Annotated in this window: 18 protein-coding genes; 11 read left to right on the top strand and 7 right to left on the bottom strand. The window is 72.2% G+C overall.

All coding sequences use genetic code 11. The features are described 5' to 3' along the window. Position 1 precedes the first annotated feature (1 nt). Entirely contained in the window at positions 2-1,309 is a 1,308-nt protein-coding gene (locus K3554_RS14765; protein ID WP_259941596.1) for an amino acid ABC transporter permease, read from the top strand. Between the two features lie 39 nt (positions 1,310-1,348). Continuing rightward, positions 1,349-2,098, top strand: a complete 750-nt coding sequence (locus K3554_RS14760) for an amino acid ABC transporter ATP-binding protein (protein ID WP_259945973.1) — start codon at positions 1,349-1,351, stop codon at positions 2,096-2,098. A 33-nt stretch (positions 2,099-2,131) separates the two neighbouring features. Here K3554_RS14760 and K3554_RS14755 read toward each other — a convergent pair whose 3' ends face one another. From K3554_RS14755 to moaA, 3 genes are all read right to left on the bottom strand, one after another. After that, complete coding sequence (locus K3554_RS14755; RefSeq protein WP_259941594.1) at positions 2,132-2,593, bottom strand: histidine phosphatase family protein; 462 nt, start codon at positions 2,591-2,593, stop codon at positions 2,132-2,134. Next, positions 2,590-3,261, bottom strand: coding sequence for a ferredoxin (locus K3554_RS14750; protein WP_259941593.1), 672 nt, complete (start codon positions 3,259-3,261; stop codon positions 2,590-2,592). The genes K3554_RS14755 and K3554_RS14750 overlap by 4 nt, the downstream gene beginning before the upstream one ends. Positions 3,262-3,346: 85 nt before the next feature. Then, entirely contained in the window at positions 3,347-4,372 is a 1,026-nt protein-coding gene (gene moaA / locus K3554_RS14745; RefSeq protein ID WP_259941591.1) for a GTP 3',8-cyclase MoaA, read from the bottom strand. Between the two features lie 100 nt (positions 4,373-4,472). Between moaA and K3554_RS14740 the strand changes: the two genes are divergently transcribed. Together K3554_RS14740 and K3554_RS14735 are read left to right on the top strand one after the other, a co-directional pair. Next, complete coding sequence (locus tag K3554_RS14740; protein ID WP_259941590.1) at positions 4,473-5,009, top strand: hypothetical protein; 537 nt, start codon at positions 4,473-4,475, stop codon at positions 5,007-5,009. Next, a complete protein-coding gene (locus K3554_RS14735; protein WP_259941588.1) occupies positions 5,006-6,562 on the top strand; it encodes an AMP-binding protein in 1,557 nt (518 codons plus the stop codon). Before K3554_RS14740 ends, K3554_RS14735 begins: the two co-directional genes overlap by 4 nt. Positions 6,563-6,752: 190 nt before the next feature. On the opposite strand, the gene K3554_RS14730 is transcribed toward K3554_RS14735, so the two are convergent. The 3 genes from K3554_RS14730 to argE form a co-directional block, all read right to left on the bottom strand. Further along, a complete protein-coding gene (locus K3554_RS14730) occupies positions 6,753-7,910 on the bottom strand; it encodes a M20 aminoacylase family protein (RefSeq protein WP_259941587.1) in 1,158 nt (385 codons plus the stop codon). 72 nt (positions 7,911-7,982) lie between these two features. Further along, on the bottom strand, positions 7,983-9,050 hold the full coding sequence (locus tag K3554_RS14725) for a mechanosensitive ion channel family protein (RefSeq protein ID WP_259941584.1): 1,068 nt from the start codon (positions 9,048-9,050) through the stop codon (positions 7,983-7,985). A 377-nt stretch (positions 9,051-9,427) separates the two neighbouring features. Further along, entirely contained in the window at positions 9,428-10,585 is a 1,158-nt protein-coding gene (gene argE / locus K3554_RS14720; RefSeq protein WP_259941581.1) for an acetylornithine deacetylase, read from the bottom strand. Between the two features lie 172 nt (positions 10,586-10,757). On the opposite strand from argE, the gene K3554_RS14715 reads away from it, so the two are divergent. The 6 genes from K3554_RS14715 to K3554_RS14690 all read left to right on the top strand — a co-directional run bounded on the left by K3554_RS14715 (position 10,758) and on the right by K3554_RS14690 (position 17,519). Then, positions 10,758-11,768, top strand: coding sequence for an ABC transporter ATP-binding protein (locus tag K3554_RS14715; protein ID WP_259941580.1), 1,011 nt, complete (start codon positions 10,758-10,760; stop codon positions 11,766-11,768). Beyond that, the gene (locus tag K3554_RS14710; protein WP_311200339.1) at positions 11,765-12,880 is read left to right on the top strand and encodes an ABC transporter ATP-binding protein; all 1,116 of its coding nucleotides are present in this window, start codon (positions 11,765-11,767) and stop codon (positions 12,878-12,880) included. Before K3554_RS14715 ends, K3554_RS14710 begins: the two co-directional genes overlap by 4 nt. Beyond that, the gene (locus tag K3554_RS14705) at positions 12,877-14,589 is read left to right on the top strand and encodes a peptide ABC transporter substrate-binding protein (protein ID WP_259941579.1); all 1,713 of its coding nucleotides are present in this window, start codon (positions 12,877-12,879) and stop codon (positions 14,587-14,589) included. The genes K3554_RS14710 and K3554_RS14705 overlap by 4 nt, the downstream gene beginning before the upstream one ends. 151 nt (positions 14,590-14,740) lie before the next feature. Beyond that, positions 14,741-15,748: an ABC transporter permease gene (locus K3554_RS14700; RefSeq protein ID WP_259941576.1), complete on the top strand. Its 1,008-nt coding sequence runs from the start codon at positions 14,741-14,743 to the stop codon at positions 15,746-15,748. An 82-nt stretch (positions 15,749-15,830) separates the two neighbouring features. Then, a complete protein-coding gene (locus tag K3554_RS14695) occupies positions 15,831-16,730 on the top strand; it encodes an ABC transporter permease (protein ID WP_259945970.1) in 900 nt (299 codons plus the stop codon). A 210-nt stretch (positions 16,731-16,940) separates the two neighbouring features. Further along, positions 16,941-17,519 carry a L,D-transpeptidase gene (locus tag K3554_RS14690; RefSeq protein WP_259941574.1) on the top strand — a complete coding sequence of 193 codons (579 nt, stop codon included), beginning with the start codon at positions 16,941-16,943 and terminating at the stop codon, positions 17,517-17,519. A gap of 325 nt (positions 17,520-17,844) precedes the next feature. Here K3554_RS14690 and K3554_RS14685 read toward each other — a convergent pair whose 3' ends face one another. Beyond that, the gene (locus K3554_RS14685; protein WP_259941573.1) at positions 17,845-18,723 is read right to left on the bottom strand and encodes an NAD(P)-dependent oxidoreductase; all 879 of its coding nucleotides are present in this window, start codon (positions 18,721-18,723) and stop codon (positions 17,845-17,847) included. A 77-nt stretch (positions 18,724-18,800) separates the two neighbouring features. On the opposite strand from K3554_RS14685, the gene K3554_RS14680 reads away from it, so the two are divergent. Beyond that, positions 18,801-21,260, top strand: a complete 2,460-nt coding sequence (locus K3554_RS14680; RefSeq protein ID WP_259941572.1) for a penicillin acylase family protein — start codon at positions 18,801-18,803, stop codon at positions 21,258-21,260. The last annotated feature ends 62 nt before the right edge of the window (positions 21,261-21,322 follow it).

The following is a 21,322-nucleotide window of genomic DNA, read 5'->3' as shown; positions in this document are numbered from 1 at the left end:
AGTGAGCGACACGCACGCCCAATCCGTCGCCTTCGTGCGCCAGACCGTGATCCCGCCCGCGCCGCCGCCCGCCACCGAGGCCGGCGCCGTGAAGTGGGTGCGCGAGAACCTGTTCTCGACCTGGGCCAACGCGATCATGACCGTCCTCGGCGTGCTGATCGTGTTCTGGCTGCTCTCGGGCCTGATCCCCTGGATCGTGAACGGCACCTGGGAAGGCGAGAACATCCGCGACTGCCGCGAGATCCTGCAGGGCAACGGCGGCGGCTGCTTCGCCGTGATCGCCCAGCGGTGGGAGCAGTTCCTGTTCGGCTTCGCCTATCCCGAGGAGTTCTACTGGCGGCCGACGCTGGCCTTCGCGCTCCTCTTCGTGGCCGTGCCGCCCGCTCTCTTCCCGATGTTCCTGCCGCGCTGGACGCTCCTGGTCACCGCGCTCTACCCGTTCGTGGCCTACTGGCTGATCTGGGGCGGCTCGGCGCTCGGCCCGGTCGTGGCGGCGCTGGGGCTGATCGGCGGCTACTACGCCTTCGTCTCCGCCGAGCACCGTTTCGGCTTCTTCGCCGGCCTCGTCGCGGGCATCGTCGCCGCGGTCCTGATCTGGTGGATCGGCGGTGGGCTGGTCGAGGAGTTCGGCCGCCGGGTGCTGCGCCTCTCGCCCGTCGCCTCGCGAGACCTGGGTGGCTTCATGCTGAACCTGATCCTCGGCATCGTCTGCGTCTCGCTCTCGCTGCCCCTCGGCATCGCGCTGGCCCTCGGGCGCCAGTCGCGCCTGCCGTTCATCAAGGGCGTCTGCGTCATCTTCATCGAGTTCGTGCGGGGCGTGCCGCTCATCACGCTCCTGTTCGTCGCCAACGTGGTGCTGGCCTACTTCCTGCCGCCGGGCACCAACTTCGACCTGATCGTGCGGGTGGTGATCATGATCACCATGTTCTCGTCGGCCTACATCGCCGAGGTGATCCGGGGCGGCCTCGCGGCCCTGCCCAAGGGCCAGTACGAGGCGGCCGACTCCCTGGGCCTCGACTACGCCCAGGCGATGCAGCTCATCATCCTGCCGCAGGCGCTGAAGATCTCGATCCCCGGCATCGTCAACGTGGCGGTGGGCCTCTTCAAGGACACCACGCTGGTCTCGGTGATCTCGATGTTCGACCTCGTGGGCATGATCCGCGGGCCGATCCTGTCGTCCACCGACTGGGCGGGCGGCATCTACTGGGAGCCGTGGGCCTTCGCCTGCATCCTGTTCTTCGTCGTCTGCTACGGCATCTCGCAATACTCGCAGTGGCTCGAGCGCCAGCTGCGGACCGACCACCGCTAGGAGGTTCCCATGGCCGCTTTGGACACCAACCCCGCCGCGATGCAGGTGAGCGACGAGGTCGCCATCGAGATCCGCAACATGAACAAGTGGTACGGCTCGTTCCACGTGCTGCGCGACATCGACCTGACCGTGCAGCGCGGCGAGCGGATCGTGATCTGCGGGCCCTCGGGCTCGGGCAAGTCGACGCTGATCCGCTGCATCAACGCCCTCGAGGAGCACCAGCAGGGCTCGATCGTGGTGGACGGCACGCCGCTCTCGTCGGACCTCAAGAACATCGACAAGATCCGCTCCGAGGTCGGCATGTGCTTCCAGCACTTCAACCTGTTCCCGCATCTCACGATCATGGAGAACTGCACGCTCGCCCCGATCTGGGTGCGCAAGATCCCCAAGCGCGAGGCCGAGGAGACGGCCATGCACTTCCTGGAGAAGGTCAAGATCCCCGAGCAGGCCGACAAGTACCCCGGCCAGCTCTCGGGCGGCCAGCAGCAGCGCGTGGCGATCGCGCGCTCGCTTTGCATGCGGCCCCGGATCATGCTGTTCGACGAGCCGACCTCGGCGCTCGACCCGGAGATGATCAAGGAGGTGCTGGATACCATGATCCAGCTCGCCGAGGAGGGCATGACCATGCTTTGCGTGACCCACGAGATGGGCTTCGCGCGGCAGGTGGCGAACCGGGTGATCTTCATGGACGCCGGCCAGATCGTGGAGCAGAACGAGCCCGAGGCGTTCTTCAAGAACCCCCAGAACGAGCGCACCAAGCTGTTCCTGAGCCAGATCCTCGGGCATTGAGGCCCGGCGCGGGCGCGGGGACGCCCCCCGCGGCTACAGCAGCTTCGGCGCCGTGAAGGCGACCACGCGGCCCTCCCCCCACCGGGGAGGGCCGTCCCACGCCAGCACCGTGCAGGCGCCCGAGGGGTAGCGCGCGAAGGTGTCGCCGGTCGGCGCCTCGGCGGCGAGGCGGCGGGCGGCCGCGGCGATGCCCGGGTTGTGGGCGACCAGGAGCACGGTGCCCTCGGTGGGCAGGGCGGCGAGGATCGCTTCGGCGTCCGCGAGGTAGAGGTCGGGGCGCATCTCGGGCGCGAGGTCGAGGCCGAGCCCCTCGAAGGTCTCGCGCGTGCGCTGCGCGTCGGAGACCAGCGCGCGGTCGGGGCGGTGGCCCTCGCGGCGCATCCAGTTGCCCATCCGGCGGGCCGCCGCCACGCCGCGGTCGCTGAGCGGGCGCTCGTGATCCTCGGCGGCGCGGTCCCAGCTGCTCTTGCAGTGGCGGAGCAGGATTGCCTTCATGCGAAGTGCCTCATGTGGTGGGCCGATTGGGCGTCGGGGCGGGGCTGGGACAGGGGGCAGGCGCGGCGCGCGGCGCAGCCCCGGGCGAGGCAGTCGCCCTGCGGGCTGCCGAGCCACGCGCGGCAGGCGGCGACGTCGTAGCCCTCGCGCAGCGCGCCCACGGGGCAGGCGGTGCGGCAGGGGGCTGAGCAGTCCGTGCAGGGATCGGGGGCGGTGGTGGCGGCAAGGCCGGGGACCACGAGCGCGCCGCGGAAGCTGACGGTGAGGCCCTGCTCGGGGTGGACGAGCATGCCCACGGGCGAGAGGTGGCAGCCCGAGGCGAGCGCCCATCGGACGAAGGGGGCGGGGGGATCGCCGAACGGGAACCGGGCCTCGACGTCCAACTCGTCCGCCCACGCGCCGACGACCCGGGCGGACCAGCGGTCCACGGGGTCGGGGGCGCCCCATTCGGGGGATGCGGCCAGGGCGGACCAGAAGCGCGCGGGGTCGGGGCCGAGGAGGGCGATGCCGCCGGGGGCGACGCCGAGGAGTACGAGGGCGCGGGCGCGGGCGGCTGCGGCGAGGGTTTGTGCAAGGTCGCCCCGGGCTTGCGCCGGGGTCTTTGTCGTCGGTTGGGGGCGGTGGTGGGGTAGGGCGGGGTTGTTGAAGGTGCGCCCCTCGGCCGTCATGCCGCGCGCCGCCGGGGGCGGCGCGTTCGTCGCTTCGCTTGGTCCACTGGACCAACCGACCCCGTTCGCGGAACGGGGCCGCTCCTCACCCACCAGTATGACTCATGTGCCGGGACATGCGTCCCGAGACCTCCTGACGCGAGTAGTCGAAGTCGTGCCCCTTGGGCTTGCGCGCGATGGCGGCGCGGATGGCGTCCTCCAGCGGGCCGTCGTCCGCGCTCGCGCGCAGAGGGGCGCGCAGGTCGGCTTCGTCCTCCTGCCCGAGGCACATGAAGAGCTGGCCCGTGCAGGTCATCCGCACCCGGTTGCACGATTCGCAGAAGTTGTGCGTGAGCGGCGTGATGAACCCCACCTGCTGGCCCGTCTCCTCCAGCCGCACGTAGCGGGCGGGGCCGCCGGTGCGGTGGGCGAGGTCGGCGAGGGTGTAGCGCTCGGCCAGTCGCGCGCGCAGGTCCTCGAGCGGCCAGTACTGGTCGAGGCGCAGGGTGCCGCCCGTGCCGTCCGGCTCGCCGTCGCCCATGTCGCCCATGGGCATGACCTCGATGAAGGTGAGGTCCATGTCGCCGGCGCGACACCACTCCACGAGGTCGAACAGCTCGGATTCGTTGAAGCCCTTCAGCGCCACGGTGTTGATCTTGACCCTGAGGCCCGCCGCCTGCGCCGCCTCGATCCCGCGGCGCACCTTGTCGAGCGCGCCCCAGCGGGTGATCGCGCGGAACTTCGCCGGATCGAGCGTGTCGAGCGAGACGTTCACGCGCCGTACGCCGCAGTCGCGGAGCGGTTGCGCGAAGCGCTCGAGCTGGCTCCCGTTCGTGGTCAGCGTCAGCTCGTCGAGGCCGCCGCCCAGATACTGCGACATGCCCTCGAAGAAGCTCATGATGTTGCGGCGCACCAGCGGCTCTCCGCCGGTGATGCGCAGCTTGCGGACACCGAGGCGCACGAAGGCCGCGCACATGCGCTCCAGCTCTTCGAGCGTCAGCAGCTCCCGCTTGGGAAGGAACTGCATGTGCTCGGACATGCAGTAGGTGCAGCGGAAGTCGCAGCGGTCCGTCACCGAGACCCGCAGGTAGGTGATGGCGCGGGCGAAGGGGTCGATCAGCGGAGCATCCATTCCCCGAGCCTATGCCTCTGGCGCCATTGCCACAAGCGGGGCTGGAGGTCGGCGCCCGTCTCGCTAGAATGCGTCCCGCACCACCACCGGGATACCCTTCATGCGCATCGCACTCGTCGCCGCCTCCGCGGCCCTCCTGCTCGGCGCCTGCGCCGACACGTCGATCCTCCGCACCGGCGGCTCGGCCGCGCCGATCCGGCCCGTGCCCGAGGCCGCGCCCGCGCCCGCGACGCCGGCCCCGCCGCCCGCCTCCACCTCGTCGGTGCGCAACGTGCCCGCCGCCGGCACCACCGTGGTCGCCCCGCCGCGCGCCGTGACCTCCACCGTGGGCGCCTTGGACCGCGTGAGCGACGCCGAGAAGGCCGAGGCCAGGAACGAGGCCGCCACCGCGCCGGCCTCTGCGCTGGGCGCCGAGACGGTGTCGCTGGGCGATCCGGCCGATGCGGGCCTGTGGGTCAAGACCGGCCTCGTCTCCTCGGAGACCTCGGGCACCGTGACCGCCAGCTCGGGCGAGAAGATCGCCGTGACGCTGCGCCCGCTGGGCGGCGCGGGCGGCGCGCAGATCAGCCTGTCGGCGCTGCAGGGCCTCGGGCTTCCCCTCGCGGGGCTCCATCCCGTGACGCTCGCCCGGAAGTGATCGCGCCCACGATCCCCCGCCTCGCCCCCTGGGACGAGATGCGGGCGGCGTACCGTGCGCCCGTGCCCGAGCGGTTCAACATCGGCGCGGCCTGCCTGTTCGAGCGGGCCGCCGCCGAGCCGGACCGCCCGGCGGTGATCGACCTGAGCGGCGCGCGGCGGATCTGGACGTACGGCGACATGGGCCGCGCCGCCGAGGCGCTGGCCGCGCACCTCCATGCCGAAGGGGTGGGGCCGGGGGACCGGGTCGCGATCCTGCTGCCGCAGCGGGCCGAGGTTCTGGTGGCGCACTTCGCCGCCCACCGCCTCGGCGCCGTGTCGCTGCCGCTGTTCACGCTGTTCGGGCCGGAGGCGCTGGACTACCGCCTGCGCGACTCGGGCGCGGTGGCGATCGTGGCCGAGGCCGAGGGGCTGGCGAAGGTCGCGCCCCTCGACCTGCCCGCCTTGCGCGTCCGCCTCGACGTGGAGGCGCTGCCCGAGGGCGGCACGGTGCCGATAGCGGACACCGCCGCCGAAGACCCGGCGATGATGATCTACACCTCCGGCACCACGGGCGAGCCGAAGGGCGTGCTCCATGCCCACCGCTTCCTGCTGGGGCATCTGGCATGCGTCGAGACGGCGCTGGAGGGCTTTCCGCAGCCCGGCGACGTGGCGTGGACGCCCGCCGACTGGGCGTGGATCGGCGGGCTGATGGACCTGGCCGTGCCCGCGATGGCGTTCGGCGTGCCGCTGGTGGCGAAGCGCTTCGCGAAGTTCGACGCGGCCGAGGCCTACGCGCTGATGGCCGAGGAGCGGGTGACGGCGGCCTTTCTGCCGCCCACCGCGCTCAAGATGATGCGCCGCGCCTCCGCGCCCGACGGCCTATGCTTGCGCGCCGTGATGTCGGGCGGCGAGGCGCTGGGCGCGGACCTCCTGCAATGGGGCCGCGCGGCGCTGGGGGCACCGATCAACGAGATCTACGGGCAGACCGAGGTGAACCTCGTGATGGCGGCCTGCGCGGGCACGCAGGCGGTGGTGCCGGGCACGCTGGGCCGCGCGGTGCCCGGCGTCGAGGTCGAGGTGCAGGACGAGGCGGGGGGCGAGGTGCCCATGGGCGCGGTGGGCGAGATCTGCGTGCGCGGCTCCCTGGCGGCGTTCCTGCGCTACTGGCGCAAGCCCGAGGAGACGGCGGCCAAGTGGCGCGGGGGCTGGATCCGCACGGGCGACCTAGGCGAGCGGCTGGCGGGCGGGGTGATCCGCTACCACGCGCGGGGCGACGACGTGATCGCGTCCTCGGGCTACCGGGTCGGCCCCACCGAGATCGAGAGCTGCCTCGCCGCCCATCCCCGCGTGGTGATGGCGGCCGTGGTGGGCCTGCCGGACCCCGACCGGGGCGAGGCGATCACAGCCTTCGTTGTGGCCGAGGGCGCGACCGACGGGCTGGAGGCGGAGCTGATCGCCTGGGTGCGCGCGCGCCTGTCGCCGCACATGGCGCCGCGCGCGGTGCATTTCCGCGACGCGCTGCCGATGACGGCCACGGGCAAGGTGCAGCGGCGGGCGCTGCGGGGCGGGTGAGGCGTCGCGGCGCGGGAAGACCCGACCCGGCCGCGAACGCCCCCGTGCACGTGGGGGTACTTTTTGCCCGCCTCGGCGGCCGGGCCCGCGATCGCGCGGCGGGCGGCGGCGGCTGGCGCGGCCATCGGCCCCTCGGCCTGTTCCGCCCCCCAGCCTTCGCACGCAGATCCTAACGCGGGGTTAACGCCGCTCAGGCCGCCGGCATCCGCCGCTCCACGATCTCGGCCCACCACGAGCAGCCCGCGGGGATCGCGTCGTCCGTGAAGTCGTACTCGGGGTGGTGGACGGGGGCGGTGTCGCCGTTGCCCACGAGGATGTAGGCGCCGGGCCGCTCCTCAAGCATGAAGGCGAAGTCCTCGCCGCCCATCACCAGGGGCGCGTCGTCGCAGTCGCCCGAGACCGCGCGGGCGGCCTCGCGGGCGAACTCGGTGTGCTCGCCGTGGTTCACCATCACGGGGTAGTTGCGCTGGTAATCGACCGCGATCGTGCCGCCGAAGGTGGCGGCGACGCCCGCGGCGATCTCGGACAGGCGCCGCTCGGCGAGATCGCGCATCGCGGGGTCCATGGTGCGCACGGTGCCCTTGATGGTGGCCGCCTGGGGGATGACGTTGAACGCCTTGGACGAGGTCTCGAAGGCGGTGACCGAGACCACGATCTGCTTCACCGGGTCGGCGTTGCGCGACACGATGGACTGGAGCGCGGTGACGAGGTGCGCGCCCATCAGCGTGGTGTCCACGGTCTCCTGGGGCTTGGCGGCGTGGCCGCCCTTGCCCTCGAGCGCGATCTCGAACACGTCCGTGGCCGCGAAGAACGCGCCCTCGCGGATCGCGAAGGCGCCCACGGGGCGGCCGGGCCAGTTGTGCATCCCGTACACCTCCTGGATGCCCCAGCGGTCCATCATGCCGTCCTCGCACATCTCGCGGCCGCCGCCGCCGCCCTCCTCGGCGGGCTGGAAGATCACGACCACGGTGCCCGCGAAGTTGCGCGTCTCGGCGAGGTACTTGGCGGCGCCCAGGAGCATGGCGGTGTGCCCGTCGTGGCCGCAGGCGTGCATGGCGCCGGGGGTCTGGGAGGCGTGCTCGGCGCCCGTGGCCTCGTGGATCGGCAGGGCGTCCATGTCGGCGCGCAGGCCCACGACCTTGTCGCCCGCCTTGCCGCGGATCACGCCCACGACGCCGGTGCGGCCGATGCCCTCGACCACCTCGTCGCAGCCGAAGTCGCGCAGCTTCGCGGCGACCATCGCGGAGGTGCGGTGGGTGTCGAACAGGATCTCGGGGTTGCGGTGGATGTCGCGGCGCCACTCGGTGATCTCGGGCAGCATCTCGGCGAAGCGGTTGCGGACGGGCATGGCTGGTCTCCTTCGCGGGCATGAGTGGCGCGAGGAGGGGGGGCGGTGCAAGACGCCGCCCCCCGGGGGGCGCTATTGCGCCGCCTCGGCCCCTTTCGCGCCGTCGTTCGCGGCCCTGCGCTCCACGCGCACCGCCTCGCGCGAGCGGGGCGTCGCGTCCCCGGCCGCGGGCCAGCCCTCGCGCTGCCGGCCGCGCTGGCCGTCCACCGCCTCGGTCTGGTCGTGCCAGAGGGTCACCTGCGTCGGGAACGGCATGTCGATGCCGGCCTCCTCGTAGGCGGAGCAGACCGCCTGGATCACGTCCGAGAACACGTGGACCTGGTCCTTGCGGGGGCTCTTGGTCCACCAGCGGATGCGCACCACCTTGGCCGAATCCGCCAGCTCCCAGGCGAGCGCCTCGGGGCCGGGGTCGGCGAGCACGCCGGCCACGCCCTGCATGGCCTCCACGGCGATCCGGATCGCCTCGGCGAAGTCGTCGCCGTAGCCGATGCCGACGTCGTACTCCGAGCGGCGGGTCTCGAACGCGGTCTGCACCACCACCGGGTTGGTGTAGATGTCGGAGTTCGGGATCACCACGCGGCGGCCGTCGTAGGTGCGGATGAAGGTGGCGCGGGTCTCGATCTGCTCCACGGTGCCCTCGTGGCCGTGGGAGCTGATGATCTGGTCGCCCACTTCGAAGGGCTGGCGCACCAGGATCAGGATGCCGGCCAGCATGTTCTGCAGGATGTCCTTGAACGCGAAGCCGATCGCGACCGAGCCGATGCCGAGGCCCGCGATCAGGTCGCCGGGGCGCAAGGTGGGCACGACGATCGTGGCGGCCAGCAGGAAGCCCGCGATCCAGATGCCCCACTTCACGAGGCTGCCGCCGACCGAGCCGAGGTTCTGCCGGTCACGCGCCGCGGCGCCGCGTCGGATCGCCCAGGCGACCAGCCAGCCGAGGCCGACGAACAGCGCCAGCAGCACGAGGGCCACGGCGATGTTGGGCAGGAGGCGGAAGAAGCCGTCGAGCCAGGCGTCGAGCTTGTCGAAGATTAGCCCGGGATCGGCGTCGACCGCCTCCATCCCTTCCGCGCCCTCGTCCTCGGCGGGCAGCTCGGCGGCGGTGGCGTCGGTCTCGTCGGTCTGCGTCTCGTCTTCCATGCGGTCCCCCGGTGCGGCTCGGAGCACAACCGGGGGGCGGGGGAGGGGTTCCCGGCGGGGTTGCTTACGCGCGTGCCTTGTTCGGCGCGAGGCGCGAGCGGTGAGCCGAGGCCCCGGCGCAGGGCCGGGGCGCGGCACTCCGGGATCGACCCGCCCCCGGCCCTGCGCCGGGGCCCCGGGTCGCCGTGGGCGACACGTTGCAGAGCGAAGCGCCGGTGGAGGACAGGGGCCCCGGCGCACGGCCGGGGCGTGGGATATCGGGACCGACATGCCCCGGACCCGATCCGGGGCCTCCGGTTGCCGCGGCGATGCCGTTGCGGAGCGAAGCGCCAGCGGAACACACGGACCCCGGCGCAGGGCCGGAGCGCGGCGCCTCCTTACTCCGCCAGCGTCTCCACGGCCCGCCGCAGGAAGCGCTCGCCAGCCTCGAACTGCTCTACCGCGATCCACTCGTCGGGCTGGTGCGCCTGGGCGATGTCGCCCGGCCCGCAGACCACGGCCGAGTAGCCGCGCTCCTGGAACTGGCCCGCCTCGGTGCCGTAGGTCACGGTGTGCGTGCCGTTGTCGCCGGTGATGCGGCGCACGAGGCCCTCGGCGGTGCCCGACTCCTCGGGGGCCAGCGCCGGCACGCCCGCGCCGCGCTCCCACCGGACCCCGGCCTCGGGGCGGCGGGCCTTGAGCGCCGCATTCAGCTCCGCGAGGAACCGCTCCAGCGCCGCCGCGTGGCGCTCGAGGTCGTCGCCCGCGGGCACGCGGAAGCCGACGCTCAGGTGGCAGTCGCGCGCGGTGATGTTGTGCGCCGTGCCGCCCTGGATGGTGCCGACGTGGACCGTGGTGAAGGGCGGCTCGAACATCGCCGACACTGCGTTCGGCGCCTCTCCTTGGATCGCCGCGTTGCGGTCGTTGACCCAGGCCAGCACGTGCCCCGCCTCGTGGACCGCGGACACCCCCTCGGGCAGCTTCGAGGAGTGCACCTCGTAGCCGCGCAGGTGGATGCGGTAGATCACGGAGGCGTTGTGGCCCGTGACGGGGCGCAGCATCGTCGGCTCGCCGATGATGGCGGCCGCGGCGCGGGGCAGGTGGGCGGCCATCGCGTCGATCATGGGCGGGGCGCCGAGGCAGCCGACCTCCTCGTCGTAGCTCAGCGCGATCTGGAGCGGCCGCTTGAGGTCCAGCGACAGGGCGTGGGGCACCATGGCGAGGGCGAGCGCGTCGAACCCCTTCATGTCGCAGGTGCCGCGCCCGTAGAGCCGGCCGTCCGCCTCCGTCACCGCGAAGGGGTCGAAGCTCCAGTCCTGCCCGTCCACGGGCACCACGTCGGTGTGTCCCGACAGCACCAGCCCGCCCTCGGCCTCCGGCCCGACGTTGGCGTAGAGCGCGGCCTTCGTGCCGGTGGCGTCGGGCACCCGCACCGAGGCGACGCCGTGGCCGGCGAGGTAGTCCTCCACCCAGTCCACGAGGGCGAGGTTGGAGTCCCGGCTCACGGTGGGGAAGGCGACGAGGCGGTCGAGGATCTGGCGTGCGGATAGGCTCATGCGCCCGCGATGCGCCCGCTTTCCCGTCCGGTCAAGGCGGGCCGCGCCCTTGCGCCGGCGAGGGCTTGCGCCGCTGCGCGCCTCTGCTAGCGTTCCTGCAACGCCGCACGCGCAAGATGCGGCACGGACGCGGGCCGCGCCACTCGGCGGCCCGAAGGACAGGGAGCCGCGGATGCCGGAAGGCGCGCCCGCCGTGCTGGAGGTCAGGGGCCTGCGCACGGCCTTCTCGACCCGTGAGGGTTCGGTCTATGCCGTGAACGACGTCAGCTTCGACGTGAAACGCGGCGAGTTGCTCGGCGTTGTGGGCGAGAGCGGCTCCGGCAAGTCCGTCACCATGATGTCGCTCATCGGCCTCCTGCCCATGCCGCCCGCGCGGATCGAGGCAGGCGAGGTGCTGCTCGAGGGCGAGGACCTCCTCAAGGCCTCGCCGAAGCGCCTTCGCGAGGTGCGCGGCGGCGAGGTGGGCTTCGTGTTCCAGGACCCGATGACCTCGCTCAACCCCGTGTTCACCGTGGGCTTCCAGATCATGGAGCCGATCCGCCGGCACCTGGGCGCCTCGAAGCGCCAGGCCCGCGAGCGCGCCGTGGAGCTGCTGGAGCTGGTGGGCATCCCCGGCGCCCGCCAGCGCCTCGACGACTACCCCCACCAGTTCTCGGGCGGCATGCGCCAGCGGGTGATGATCGCCATCGCCCTCGCCTGCGACCCCAAGGTGCTGATCGCCGACGAGCCGACCACCGCGCTCGACGTCACCATCCAGGCCCAGATCCTGGAGCTGGTGCACAAGCTGCGCGACGAGCTGGGCATGTCGATCGTCTGGATCACCCACGACCTCGGGGTCGTGGCCCAGATCGCCGACCGCGTGCTGGTGATGTACGGCGGGCAGGTGGTCGAGAAGGCGCCCGTGCGCTCGCTCTTCCGCGACCCGCGCCACCCCTACACCCGCGCGCTCCTCAAGACGATTCCCTCCGTCACCGGCGAGCGGCAGCCCAAGCTGCAGGTGATCGAGGGCCAGCCCCCCATACTCGGCGACTTCCCCGAGGCCTGCCCGTTCCGCGACCGCTGCCCGCTGCGCTTCGAGCGCTGCGACCGCGAGAACCCCGCCCGCGAGATCGTCGCCCCGCGCCACGACGTGGCCTGCTTCCACCCCATCGCCCACACCGGCCGCGAGGGGGCGGCGGCATGAACGTGGTGAAGGACCGCACGCTGGTCGAGGTCCGCGACCTGAAGATGCACTTCCCCATACACGCCGGCCTCCTGCGCCGGCAGGTGGGCGCGGTGAAGGCGGTGGACGGCATCACCCTGAGCATCCGCGAGGGCGAGACGCTGGGGCTGGTGGGCGAGAGCGGGTGCGGCAAGTCCACCGCCGGCCGCGCCATCCTGCGCCTCTACGACATCACCGGCGGCGAGATCACCATCGACGGGCGCGAGATCGGCCACAGCTCGCAGTCGAGCCTCCGCCGGATGCGCCCCACCATGCAGATGGTGTTCCAGGACCCGCAGGCGTCCCTCAACCCCCGCATGACCGTGGCCGAGATCATCGGCGAGCCGCTGCGCGAGCACACGAAGCAGTCCAAGAAGCAGCGCCGCGAGCGCGTGCTGCACCTCATGGACCGCGTCGGCCTCAACCCCGCCTTCGCCGCGCGCTACCCCCACGAGTTCTCGGGAGGGCAGCGCCAGCGCATCGGCATCGCCCGCGCGCTGGCGCTGAACCCGAAGTTCATCGTCTGCGACGAGCCCATCGCCGCGCTCGACGTCTCTATCCAGGCCCAGGTGGTGAACCTCCTGGAGGAGCTGCAGGACGAGCTGGGCCTCACCTACCTCTTCATCTCCCACGATCTGTCGATGGTGCGCCACATCGCCGACCGGGTCGCCGTGATGTACCTCGGCAAGGTGGCCGAGCTGGCGCCGCGCGACGCGCTCTACGCCGAGCCGCTGCACCCCTACACCCAGGCGCTCCTGTCGGCCGTCCCCGAGCCGGACCCGATGCTGGCGGGCACCAAGCGCGAGCGCATCGTGCTCCAGGGCGACGTGCCCAGCCCCGCGAACCCGCCCGAGGGGTGCAACTTCTCGACCCGCTGCCCGAAGGTGATGGCGGTCTGCCGCCGCATCGACCCGGCCTTCCGCGAGGTGCAGCCCGGGCGCTTCGTCGCCTGCCACCTCCACGACCCCGAGCACGCGCCCCAGGGCGCGCCCGGGGTCACCCATACCGCGCCCGAGAACGCGGAAAACGCGCCGCAGAGCGCGACCGAGGCACGGGAACCTGTGCCGAGCACCCAACAAGGAGACACCAAATGAGACTCACCCACGCCCTTCTGGCGACGGCCGCGGCCTGCGTGCCGGCCTCGGCCTTCGCCGATGCCCACGAAGGCGAGCGCGGCCGCGACGGCCAGGTCAACATCATCTACTGGCAAGCGCCGTCCACGCTGAACCCGTTCCTGTCGGGCGGAACCAAGGACGTGGAGTCTGCCTCGCTCGTGCTCGAGCCCCTGGCGCGCTTCGACGAGACCGGCACCATCCAGCCGTGGCTCGTCACCGAGATCCCGACGGTCGACAACGGCGGCGTGGCCGAGGACCTCACCTCGATCACCTGGAAGCTGCGCGACGACGTCACCTGGTCGGACGGCACGCCCTTCACCTCCGCGGACGTGAAGTTCACCTACGAGTACTGCACCGACCCCGAGGGCGGCTGCGCGCAGATCACCAAGTTCGAGAGCGTCGAGTCGGTCGAGACGCCCGACGACTTCACCGTGGTGGTGAACTTCAAGGAGCCGACGCCCTATCCCTACACCGCCTTCACCGGCGGCGAGAGCCCGATCCTGCAGAAGGCGCAGTTCGAGCAGTGCAAGGGCGCCGCGGCCTCGACCTGCACCGAGCAGAACTTCAACCCGATCGGCACCGGGCCCTTCGTGGTCACCGAGTTCCGCACCAACGACGTGATCGCCTTCGAGGCGAACGAGAACTACCGCGAGGAGGGCAAGCCGGCCTTCGCCTCCGTGAACTTCAAGGGCGGCGGCGACGCCGACGCGGCTGGCCGCGCGGTCATGCAGACCGGCGAGTTCGACTACGCCTGGAACCTGCAGCTGGCGCCCGACGTGATCGCGCAGATGGAGGCGGGCGGCATGGGCGTGCCCGTGGCCGGCTTCGGCCCGCTGGTCGAGCGCATCATGCTCAACTGGACCAACCCCGACCCGTCGCTGCCCCCCGAGGAGCGCTCGGTCGTCCGTCCGCACCCGTTCCTGCAGGACCCGGCCGTCTACAAGGCGATGTCGATGGCGATCGACCGCCCGCTCCTGGTCGAGGTCGGCTACGGCCAGGCCGGCAAGGTCGGCTGCAACTGGGTGCCCGCCCCCGAGGCCTACGCCTCGACCTCGATCGACTGCTCCACGCAGGACCTCGAGGGCGCCAAGGCCATGCTCGAGGAGGCCGGCTGGGTCGACTCCAACGGCGACGGCGTGCGCGAGAAGGACGGCGTGGAGCTGCGCGTCCTCTACCAGACCTCGACCAACGCCGTGCGCCAGGACTTCCAGGCGCTCATCAAGGAGTGGTTCGAGGAGATCGGCATCGCGACCGAGCTTCGCAACGTGAACTCCTCGGTGTTCTTCGGCGGCGACGCCGGCAGCCCGGACACGTTCCAGAAGTTCTACGCCGACCTGGAGATGTACGCGAACACCTTCAACGGCACCGACCCGCAGGCGTATCTCGCCAACGGCCTGTGCGACAAGGCGCCGACGCCGGACACCCAGTGGCAGGGCGAGAACATCTCGCGCTTCTGCATGGAGGAGTACGACGCCCTGTGGAACGAGCTGTCGCGCACCGCCGACACCGCGGAGCGCCAGCGCATCGCCAAGGAGCTCAATGACATGATCGTGCTCAACGGCGGCATGATCCCCCTCGTGCACCGCGGCCGCCTCTCGGCCCACGCCAACTCGCTCGGCGGCGTGAAGCTGAACGTGTGGGACTCGGAGCTGTGGAACATCGCCGACTGGTACCGCCAGGGCGAGTGACCCCGCGCGCGGCGGGCCTCCGGGCCCGCCGCACCCGACACCGGGGCAGGGCGCACGCGCGCCCCGCCTCCACCAGACCGGACATGCCGATGCCCTCCGCGCCCACTCCCCTCACGGCCTCCGCGCCCGCGGCCCCCCGGGACGCGTGCCCGTGCTGACCTACACCTTCCGCCGCCTCGCCTTCGCGGTCCCCACGCTGCTGATCATCGCCGCCGCGATCTTCTTCCTGCTGGAGCTGGCGCCGGGCGATCCCATGGCCAACGTGCCCCTGACCGTTCCTTCCGAGGTCAAGGAGCAGATGCGCCAGGCCCTCGGCCTCGGCGAGCCGGCGCCCGTGCGCTTCATGCTCTGGATCCGCCAGTTCTTCTGGGTCGAGCCCCTCAACGTCGTGGACGCCCTGTTCGGCACGCAGTTCGCGGCCGGCGAGCTGCGTATCATCTCCTGGCAGAACCGCGCGCCCGTCTTCACCGCCATCGCCGAGCGTATCCCCCAGACCCTCTGGGTTGTCGGCACCTCCTACGTGGTCGCCATCCTGATCGCCGTGCCGATCGGCATCTACTCGGCCTACCGCCAGTACTCGCTGTTCGACCAGGCGGGCACGTTCATCACCATGGTGGGCTTCTCGGTGCCGCCCTTCTTCTCGGGCGTCCTCGTCATCATCATCTTCTCGGTGCAGCTCGGCTGGTTCCCGACCATCTACGACACCCGCCACGTGGTCGACGACTGGGACAGCTTCCTCGTGCAGGTCCGCCAGATGGTGCTGCCGGTGATGGTGCTGGCCCTCCAGATCACCTCGCAGCTGAGCCGCTTCATGCGCGCCTCCGTGCTCGACAACCTCAACCAGGACTACGTGCGCACGGCCCGCGCCAAGGGCCTCGTGGAGAGCCGCGTGATCCTCGTGCACGTCCTGCGCAACTCGCTCCTGCCGGTCGTCACCGTGATCGCACTGTACGTGCCGGCCATCTTCTCGGGCGCCATCATCACCGAGCAGATCTTCAAGGTGAACGGCATCGGCCAGCTCCTGATCACCGCGCTGCAGGCCAACGACTGGCCCATGGTGCAGACCCTGTCGTTCATCTTCGCCGTGCTGATCGTGGTCTCGAACTTGATCGCCGACCTGCTCTACGGCGTCCTCGACCCGCGGATCCGCTATGACTGACCCCCACGCCACCGATCCCCTGCCGCCGCCGGGCGGGGACGCCCGCGTCGTCGTCGCCTCGCACGAGCCCGGCCCCGAGATCATGTCCGTGCCCGTCGACCCCGGCGCCCGCTCCCAGTGGCGCGACGTGTGGGACCAGTTCCGCACCCACAAGGGAGCGCTGATCGGGGCGGGGGTGTTCCTCGCCATCTGCGCCGTGGTGGTGTTCGGCCCGTTCCTCTGGCCGCTCGACCCCACCGGCACGGACATCCGCGGCCGCAACCAGGGCAGCTCGCTCGCGCACCCCATGGGCACCGACCAGCTCGGCCGCGACATCTTCGCGCGCATGATGATGGGCGGGCGCATCAGCCTCGCCGTGGGCCTCACGGCCATGGCCCTGTCGATGCTGGTGGGCACGTTCCTCGGCGTGCTCGCCGGCTACTTCAAGGCCCTCGACGGCGCGCTCATGCGCCTCACGGACCTGTTCCTCGCCCTGCCGATCCTGCCGCTCCTCCTCGTCATGGTCGTCCTGTTCCGCGAGCCCCTCGCCGGCGCCTTCGGCATCGAGGCGGGCATCTTCATCCTCATGGTTTCCGCCATCGGCATCACCTCCTGGATGCAGACCGCGCGCATCGTGCGCGGCGACGTGCTTGCACTCAAGGAGCGCGAGTTCGTGCTCGCCGCCCGCTCCATCGGCACGCCCGCGCGCCGCGTGATCTCGCGCCACATGCTGCCCAACGTGCTCTCGCCAATTATGGTCTCGGCGACCCTGGGCATCGCGACGGCCATCATCACCGAGTCGACCCTGAGCTTCCTCGGCCTTGGCTTCCCGCCCGACTTCCCCACCTGGGGCCGCCTCCTGAACGACGGCGTGGCCTACCTGCAGCTCTACCCCATGCGCGCGGTCTGGCCGGGCCTCGCCATCAGCCTCGTGGTGCTGTCGATCAACTACGTGGGCGACGGCCTGCGCGACGCGCTGGACCCCCGCATCCGCGGGCGCTAGCCGAACAGTCAGAGGTCCGGCGGACCTTTGCCCGGCCAGCGCGCGGCCCCGCACCGGCGGGGCCGCCGGACGGGACGAAGGACTGCGCCGCGACGCGCATCGGCCCCGCGCACCGCAAAGCCCCCTCACACCCTCGTGCGCCCGGGGCGCGAAACCCTTCCCCCCGCCCATGCGCTTTCCCCCCGCACACCACCGAGGGAGACCGCACCGATGCTCACCCGACGCCGCTTCGCCCTGACGGCCGCCGCCGCTCTGTCCGCCACCGCCGCCCGCGCGCAGGTCACCGTGCCGCGCTACGACGTGCCGGCCGAGATGCTGCCCCGGCGCGTGCGCCTCGACACGGCCCTGCCGCCGGGCGAGGTCCACGTCTTTCCCGACAGCTTCCGCCTCTACTGGACGCAGGCGGACGGCACCGCGATCCGCTACTTCGTGGGCGTGGGCAAGCCGGGGCTCTACGAGGCGGGCCGCTTCTACGTGGGCGCCAAGAAGACCCTGCCGTCGTGGATGCCCACCCCCGGCATGATCGAGCGCGAGCCCGAGCTCTACGGCCCCTACGAGGGCGTGGGCCTGCCCGGTGCGCTCGACAACCCGCTCGGGGCGGCGGCGCTCTATCTCTTCGCGCCGGGGCGCGGCGACACCTTCCTGCGCATCCACGGCACCCACGAGCCGCACACCATCGGCACCGCCGTGTCGAACGGCTGCGCGCGGCTGGTGAACGACCAGATGATGGACCTCTACGCCCGGGTGCCGATGGACACGCCCGTCACGCTCCACCCGCGGCGGGGGTAGGGGAGGGGGCGTCACGCCACGGCCCTGCGCCGGGGTCCATGCCATCCGCCCGCACTCCGCTTCGCCACGAATATGCAAGCGCTGGCCAGAGGCCCCCGGTCAGGCCCGGGGCGTGACGGCCCGGACGAGGCGAGCCACGCCCCGCCCTCCGCGCCGGGGCCTCGGTCTCACATCCGCCAGCAGGCTCGTGAGCAGGGCGCTCCGACCGACGGCCGCGCTGTTGTCCTCATGCTCCGCCAGCGCCCCAGCGCGGGCGCTGGTGCGCCCGCGTTCGCGGCCCGATCGGTCCACTGGACCGACCGCCGGCCTTCGGCCGGACGGCCGCTCACCCCTCCCGCAACTTCTCCAGCCGCGCCATCAGGCTGGACGTGTCCCACCGTCCCCCGCCCATCGCCTGCACGTCCTTGTAGAACTGGTCCACCAGCGCCGTGCCGGGCAGGGGAGCGCCCACGTTCTCGGCCTCGCGCAGGCAGATCCCGAGGTCCTTGCGCATCCAGTCCACCGCGAAGCCGTGCTCGTACTCGCCCGCGAGCATGGTCTTGTGCCGGTTCACCATCTGCCACGAGCCAGCCGCGCCGCCCTGGATCACCTCGACCACCGCCTCGCCGTCCAGCCCGGCGGCCTTGGCGAAGGCCATGCCCTCGCTCAGGCCCTGCAGGAGCCCGGCGATGCAGATCTGGTTCACCATCTTCGTGAGCTGCCCCGCGCCCACGTCCCCCATGCGCCGGCAGGCCTTGGCGTAGGCCGCGATCACCGGCTCGGCGGCCGCATAGGCGTCCTCGGCCCCGCCGCACATCACCACGAGCTGCCCGTTCTCGGCGCCCGCCTGACCGCCCGAGACGGGGGCGTCCACGTATGCGATGCCGAGCGCCTCCGCTTCCGTGGCCAGCTCGCGCGTCACCTCGGCGCTGACCGTGGTGTGGTCCACGAAGATGGCGCCCCGCTCCATGCCCGCGAAGGCCCCGTCGTCCCCGAGGCAGACGCCCCGCAGGTCGTCGTCGTTGCCCACGCAGGCCATCACGAAGGCGGCACCCGCCGCCGCCTCGCGGGGCGTGGCGGCATGGGCGCCGCCGTGCTCGGCGGCCCAGCCTTCGGCCTTCGCGGCGGTGCGGTTGTACACCGTCACCGCGTGCCCCGCCTTCGCCAGATGCCCGGCCATCGGCCCGCCCATCACGCCAAGTCCCAGAAACGCGCACGCTGCCATGACGGCCTCCCTCTTTGCCTTCGTGTCCGCGCCCGTTAGACCGCCCGGATCGAGGCGAGGCAACGGGGACGATAGGCATGGAGCGACTGTTCCGCTGGACCTTCCGCATCGTGGTGGTGGGACTGATCGTGGCGGGCGCCGCGCTGGCGACGCTGCTGTGGCTCGCCTCGCGCAGCCTCCCCGATTACGAGCGCACCCTCGTGGTCTCGGGGCTGGAGGGCCGCACCGAGATCGTGCGCGACCTCCACGCGATCCCCCACGTCTTCGGCGAGAGCGACGCGGACGTGTTCTTCGGCATCGGCTACGCCCACGCGCAGGACCGCCTCTGGCAGATGACGCTGCTGCGCCGCACCGCGCAGGGCCGCCTGTCCGAGGTGTTCGGGCAGCGCACCCTGCGCACCGACGAGCTCCTGCGCCGCCTCGGCCTCTACCGCGCCGCGCGCCTGTCCGCCGAGGCGCAGGACCCCGAGACCGCCGCCATGCTCGAGGCCTACGCCGCCGGCGTGAACGCGCGCATCCGCTCCGTGAACGAGGACGCCGAGGGGCGGGGCGCGCCCGAGTACTTCCTGTTCCCGCCCGAGGTCGCCCCGTGGCAGCCCGCCGACTCGATCGCCATCGCCAAGCTCATGGCGCTCCAGCTCACCGGCGCCGCCGCCGAGGAGACCCTGCGCGCCCGCGCCTCGCTCGCCCTGTCCCCCGAGCGCCTGCGCGACCTCCACCCCGAGATCCCCGGCGACGGCACCGTGGTGCTGGCGGGCATGCGCGACATGTTCCCCACGCTGGACGCCCCCCGCCAGTGGGCCGCCGCCCCGCGCCCCGCACTCTGGCCCCTGGCCCCGCGCGGGCTGGCGGGCGCCTCGAACAGCTTCGCCGTGGCCGGCGACCGCTCCGCCTCCGGGGGCGCGCTCCTGGCCAACGACCCGCACCTCGGCCTCACCGCCCCCTCGATCTTCTACCTCGCGCGCCTCGAGCTCGAGACCGGCGGCGTGATCGGCGCCACGGTCCCCGGCATTCCCACGATCATGCTCGGCCGCACCGAGCGCCTCGGCTGGGGCCTCACCTCCACCTACCTCGACGACCAGGACATCCTGATCGAGCAGCTCGACCCCGACGACGCCGCCCGCTACCGCACCCCGGACGGCTTCGAGCCCTTCGAGACCGAGCGCTCCATCCTGCGCATCGCGGACGAGGCTCCCGTCACGCTCACGCTCCGCCGCACCCGCAACGGCCCCGTGCTGACCCCGGCCCAGTTCGACGTTGGCGCCGTCACGCCCCCCGGCCACGTCGCCGCCCTGTCCTGGACCGCGCTGTCCGAGGAGGACACCTCGCTGCGCGCCGCCCTCGGCCTCATGCGCGCGCAAAGCCTCGAGGACGCCCTCGACGCCGCCGCCCACGCCGTGGCCCCCGCCTTCAACCTCGCCGTCGCCGACGGCCGGCGCATCGCCATGACCGTGATGGGCCGCCAGCCCGACCGCGACCCCGCCCACCAGTCCGAGGGCCGCATCCCCGCGCCCGGCTGGATCGACGCCAACACCTGGCGCGGCCTGAAACCCGCCGACGCCAACCCCCGCTGGGTCGACCCCGAGGGCGGCCTCCTCGGCAACACCAACAACAAGCTGCTCGACGCGCCCTTCCCGGACCACATCACCTTCCACTGGGGCGACAGCCAGCGCGTCCTGCGCATGGAGGCGCTCATGCAGCAGCGCGAGATCCACACCCGCCAGAGCCTCGTGGACGCCCAGCTCGACACCGTCAGCCCCGCCGCCCGCGCGCTCCTGCCCCTCGTGGGACGCGACCTGTGGTTCACCGGCGAGGCCGCCGCGGAAGGAACCCCCGAGCGCCGCCGCCAGGTCGCCCTCGACCTCCTCGCCGCCTGGAACGGCGAGATGAGCGAGCACCTGCCCGAGCCGCTCATCTACGCCGCCTGGATGCGCGCCCTGCAGGACCGCCTCCTGCGCGACGACCTCGGCCCATTGGCCGCCGAGTACACCGCCCTCGAGCCCCTCTTCATCGAGCGCGTCTACCGCGACATCGACGGCGCCTCGGCCTGGTGCGACGTGATCCAGTCCACCGCGCAGGAGACCTGCACCGCCATCGCCCGCCTCGCCCTCGACGATGCCCTCCAGGACCTCGCCGAGCGCTTCGGCGCCCGGGTCGAGGGCTGGCGCTGGGGCGACGCCCACGAGGCCCGCCACGACCACCCCGTCCTGGGCGAGACCCCGTTCCTCGGCGGCCTCGTGAACATCCGCCAGAGCTCCTCGGGCGGCGACAACACCCTCCAGCGCGGCCGCACGGCGGGCACCGGCCCCGACCCCTTCGCGAACGTGCATGCGGCGGCCTACCGCGGCGTCTACGACTTCGCCGACCCCGAATCCTCGGTCTTCATCAGCTCGACGGGCCAGTCCGGCCACTTCCTGTCGCGCCACTACGACGACCTGGGCGTCCTGTGGCGCCGGGGCGAGTACATCCCGATGACGCTGGACCCGGAGCTGGCGCGGGCCGGGGCCGTGGGGGTGACGGTGCTGGTGCCGGGGTAGGGGGAAGCGGACGGCCCAGAGCTGCCGTTGAAGCGATACCGGGTATGCGGCGGCGCGGCCCG

The sequence above is a fragment of the Jannaschia sp. W003 genome, from assembly GCF_025144335.1.
Taxonomy (GTDB): domain Bacteria; phylum Pseudomonadota; class Alphaproteobacteria; order Rhodobacterales; family Rhodobacteraceae; genus Jannaschia.
Note: the sequence above shows the minus strand (reverse complement) of the source record. Positions and strands in the feature narration are given on the sequence as shown.

What these genes read in the sequence shown, in the direction of transcription:
- K3554_RS14760 (WP_259945973.1), top strand. Translation starts at nt 1,349, where the DNA reads ATGCAGGTGAGCGACGAGGTCGCCATCGAGATCCGCAACATGAACAAG.
- K3554_RS14755 (WP_259941594.1), bottom strand. Translation starts at nt 2,593, where the DNA reads ATGAAGGCAATCCTGCTCCGCCACTGCAAGAGCAGCTGGGACCGCGCC.
- K3554_RS14750 (WP_259941593.1), bottom strand. Translation starts at nt 3,261, where the DNA reads ATGACGGCCGAGGGGCGCACCTTCAACAACCCCGCCCTACCCCACCAC.
- moaA (WP_259941591.1), bottom strand. Translation starts at nt 4,372, where the DNA reads ATGGATGCTCCGCTGATCGACCCCTTCGCCCGCGCCATCACCTACCTG.
- K3554_RS14740 (WP_259941590.1), top strand. Translation starts at nt 4,473, where the DNA reads ATGCGCATCGCACTCGTCGCCGCCTCCGCGGCCCTCCTGCTCGGCGCC.
- K3554_RS14730 (WP_259941587.1), bottom strand. Translation starts at nt 7,910, where the DNA reads ATGCCCGTCCGCAACCGCTTCGCCGAGATGCTGCCCGAGATCACCGAG.
- K3554_RS14725 (WP_259941584.1), bottom strand. Translation starts at nt 9,050, where the DNA reads ATGGAAGACGAGACGCAGACCGACGAGACCGACGCCACCGCCGCCGAG.
- argE (WP_259941581.1), bottom strand. Translation starts at nt 10,585, where the DNA reads ATGAGCCTATCCGCACGCCAGATCCTCGACCGCCTCGTCGCCTTCCCC.
- K3554_RS14715 (WP_259941580.1), top strand. Translation starts at nt 10,758, where the DNA reads ATGCCGGAAGGCGCGCCCGCCGTGCTGGAGGTCAGGGGCCTGCGCACG.
- K3554_RS14710 (WP_311200339.1), top strand. Translation starts at nt 11,765, where the DNA reads ATGAACGTGGTGAAGGACCGCACGCTGGTCGAGGTCCGCGACCTGAAG.
- K3554_RS14705 (WP_259941579.1), top strand. Translation starts at nt 12,877, where the DNA reads ATGAGACTCACCCACGCCCTTCTGGCGACGGCCGCGGCCTGCGTGCCG.
- K3554_RS14695 (WP_259945970.1), top strand. Translation starts at nt 15,831, where the DNA reads ATGTCCGTGCCCGTCGACCCCGGCGCCCGCTCCCAGTGGCGCGACGTG.
- K3554_RS14690 (WP_259941574.1), top strand. Translation starts at nt 16,941, where the DNA reads ATGCTCACCCGACGCCGCTTCGCCCTGACGGCCGCCGCCGCTCTGTCC.
- K3554_RS14685 (WP_259941573.1), bottom strand. Translation starts at nt 18,723, where the DNA reads ATGGCAGCGTGCGCGTTTCTGGGACTTGGCGTGATGGGCGGGCCGATG.
- K3554_RS14680 (WP_259941572.1), top strand. Translation starts at nt 18,801, where the DNA reads ATGGAGCGACTGTTCCGCTGGACCTTCCGCATCGTGGTGGTGGGACTG.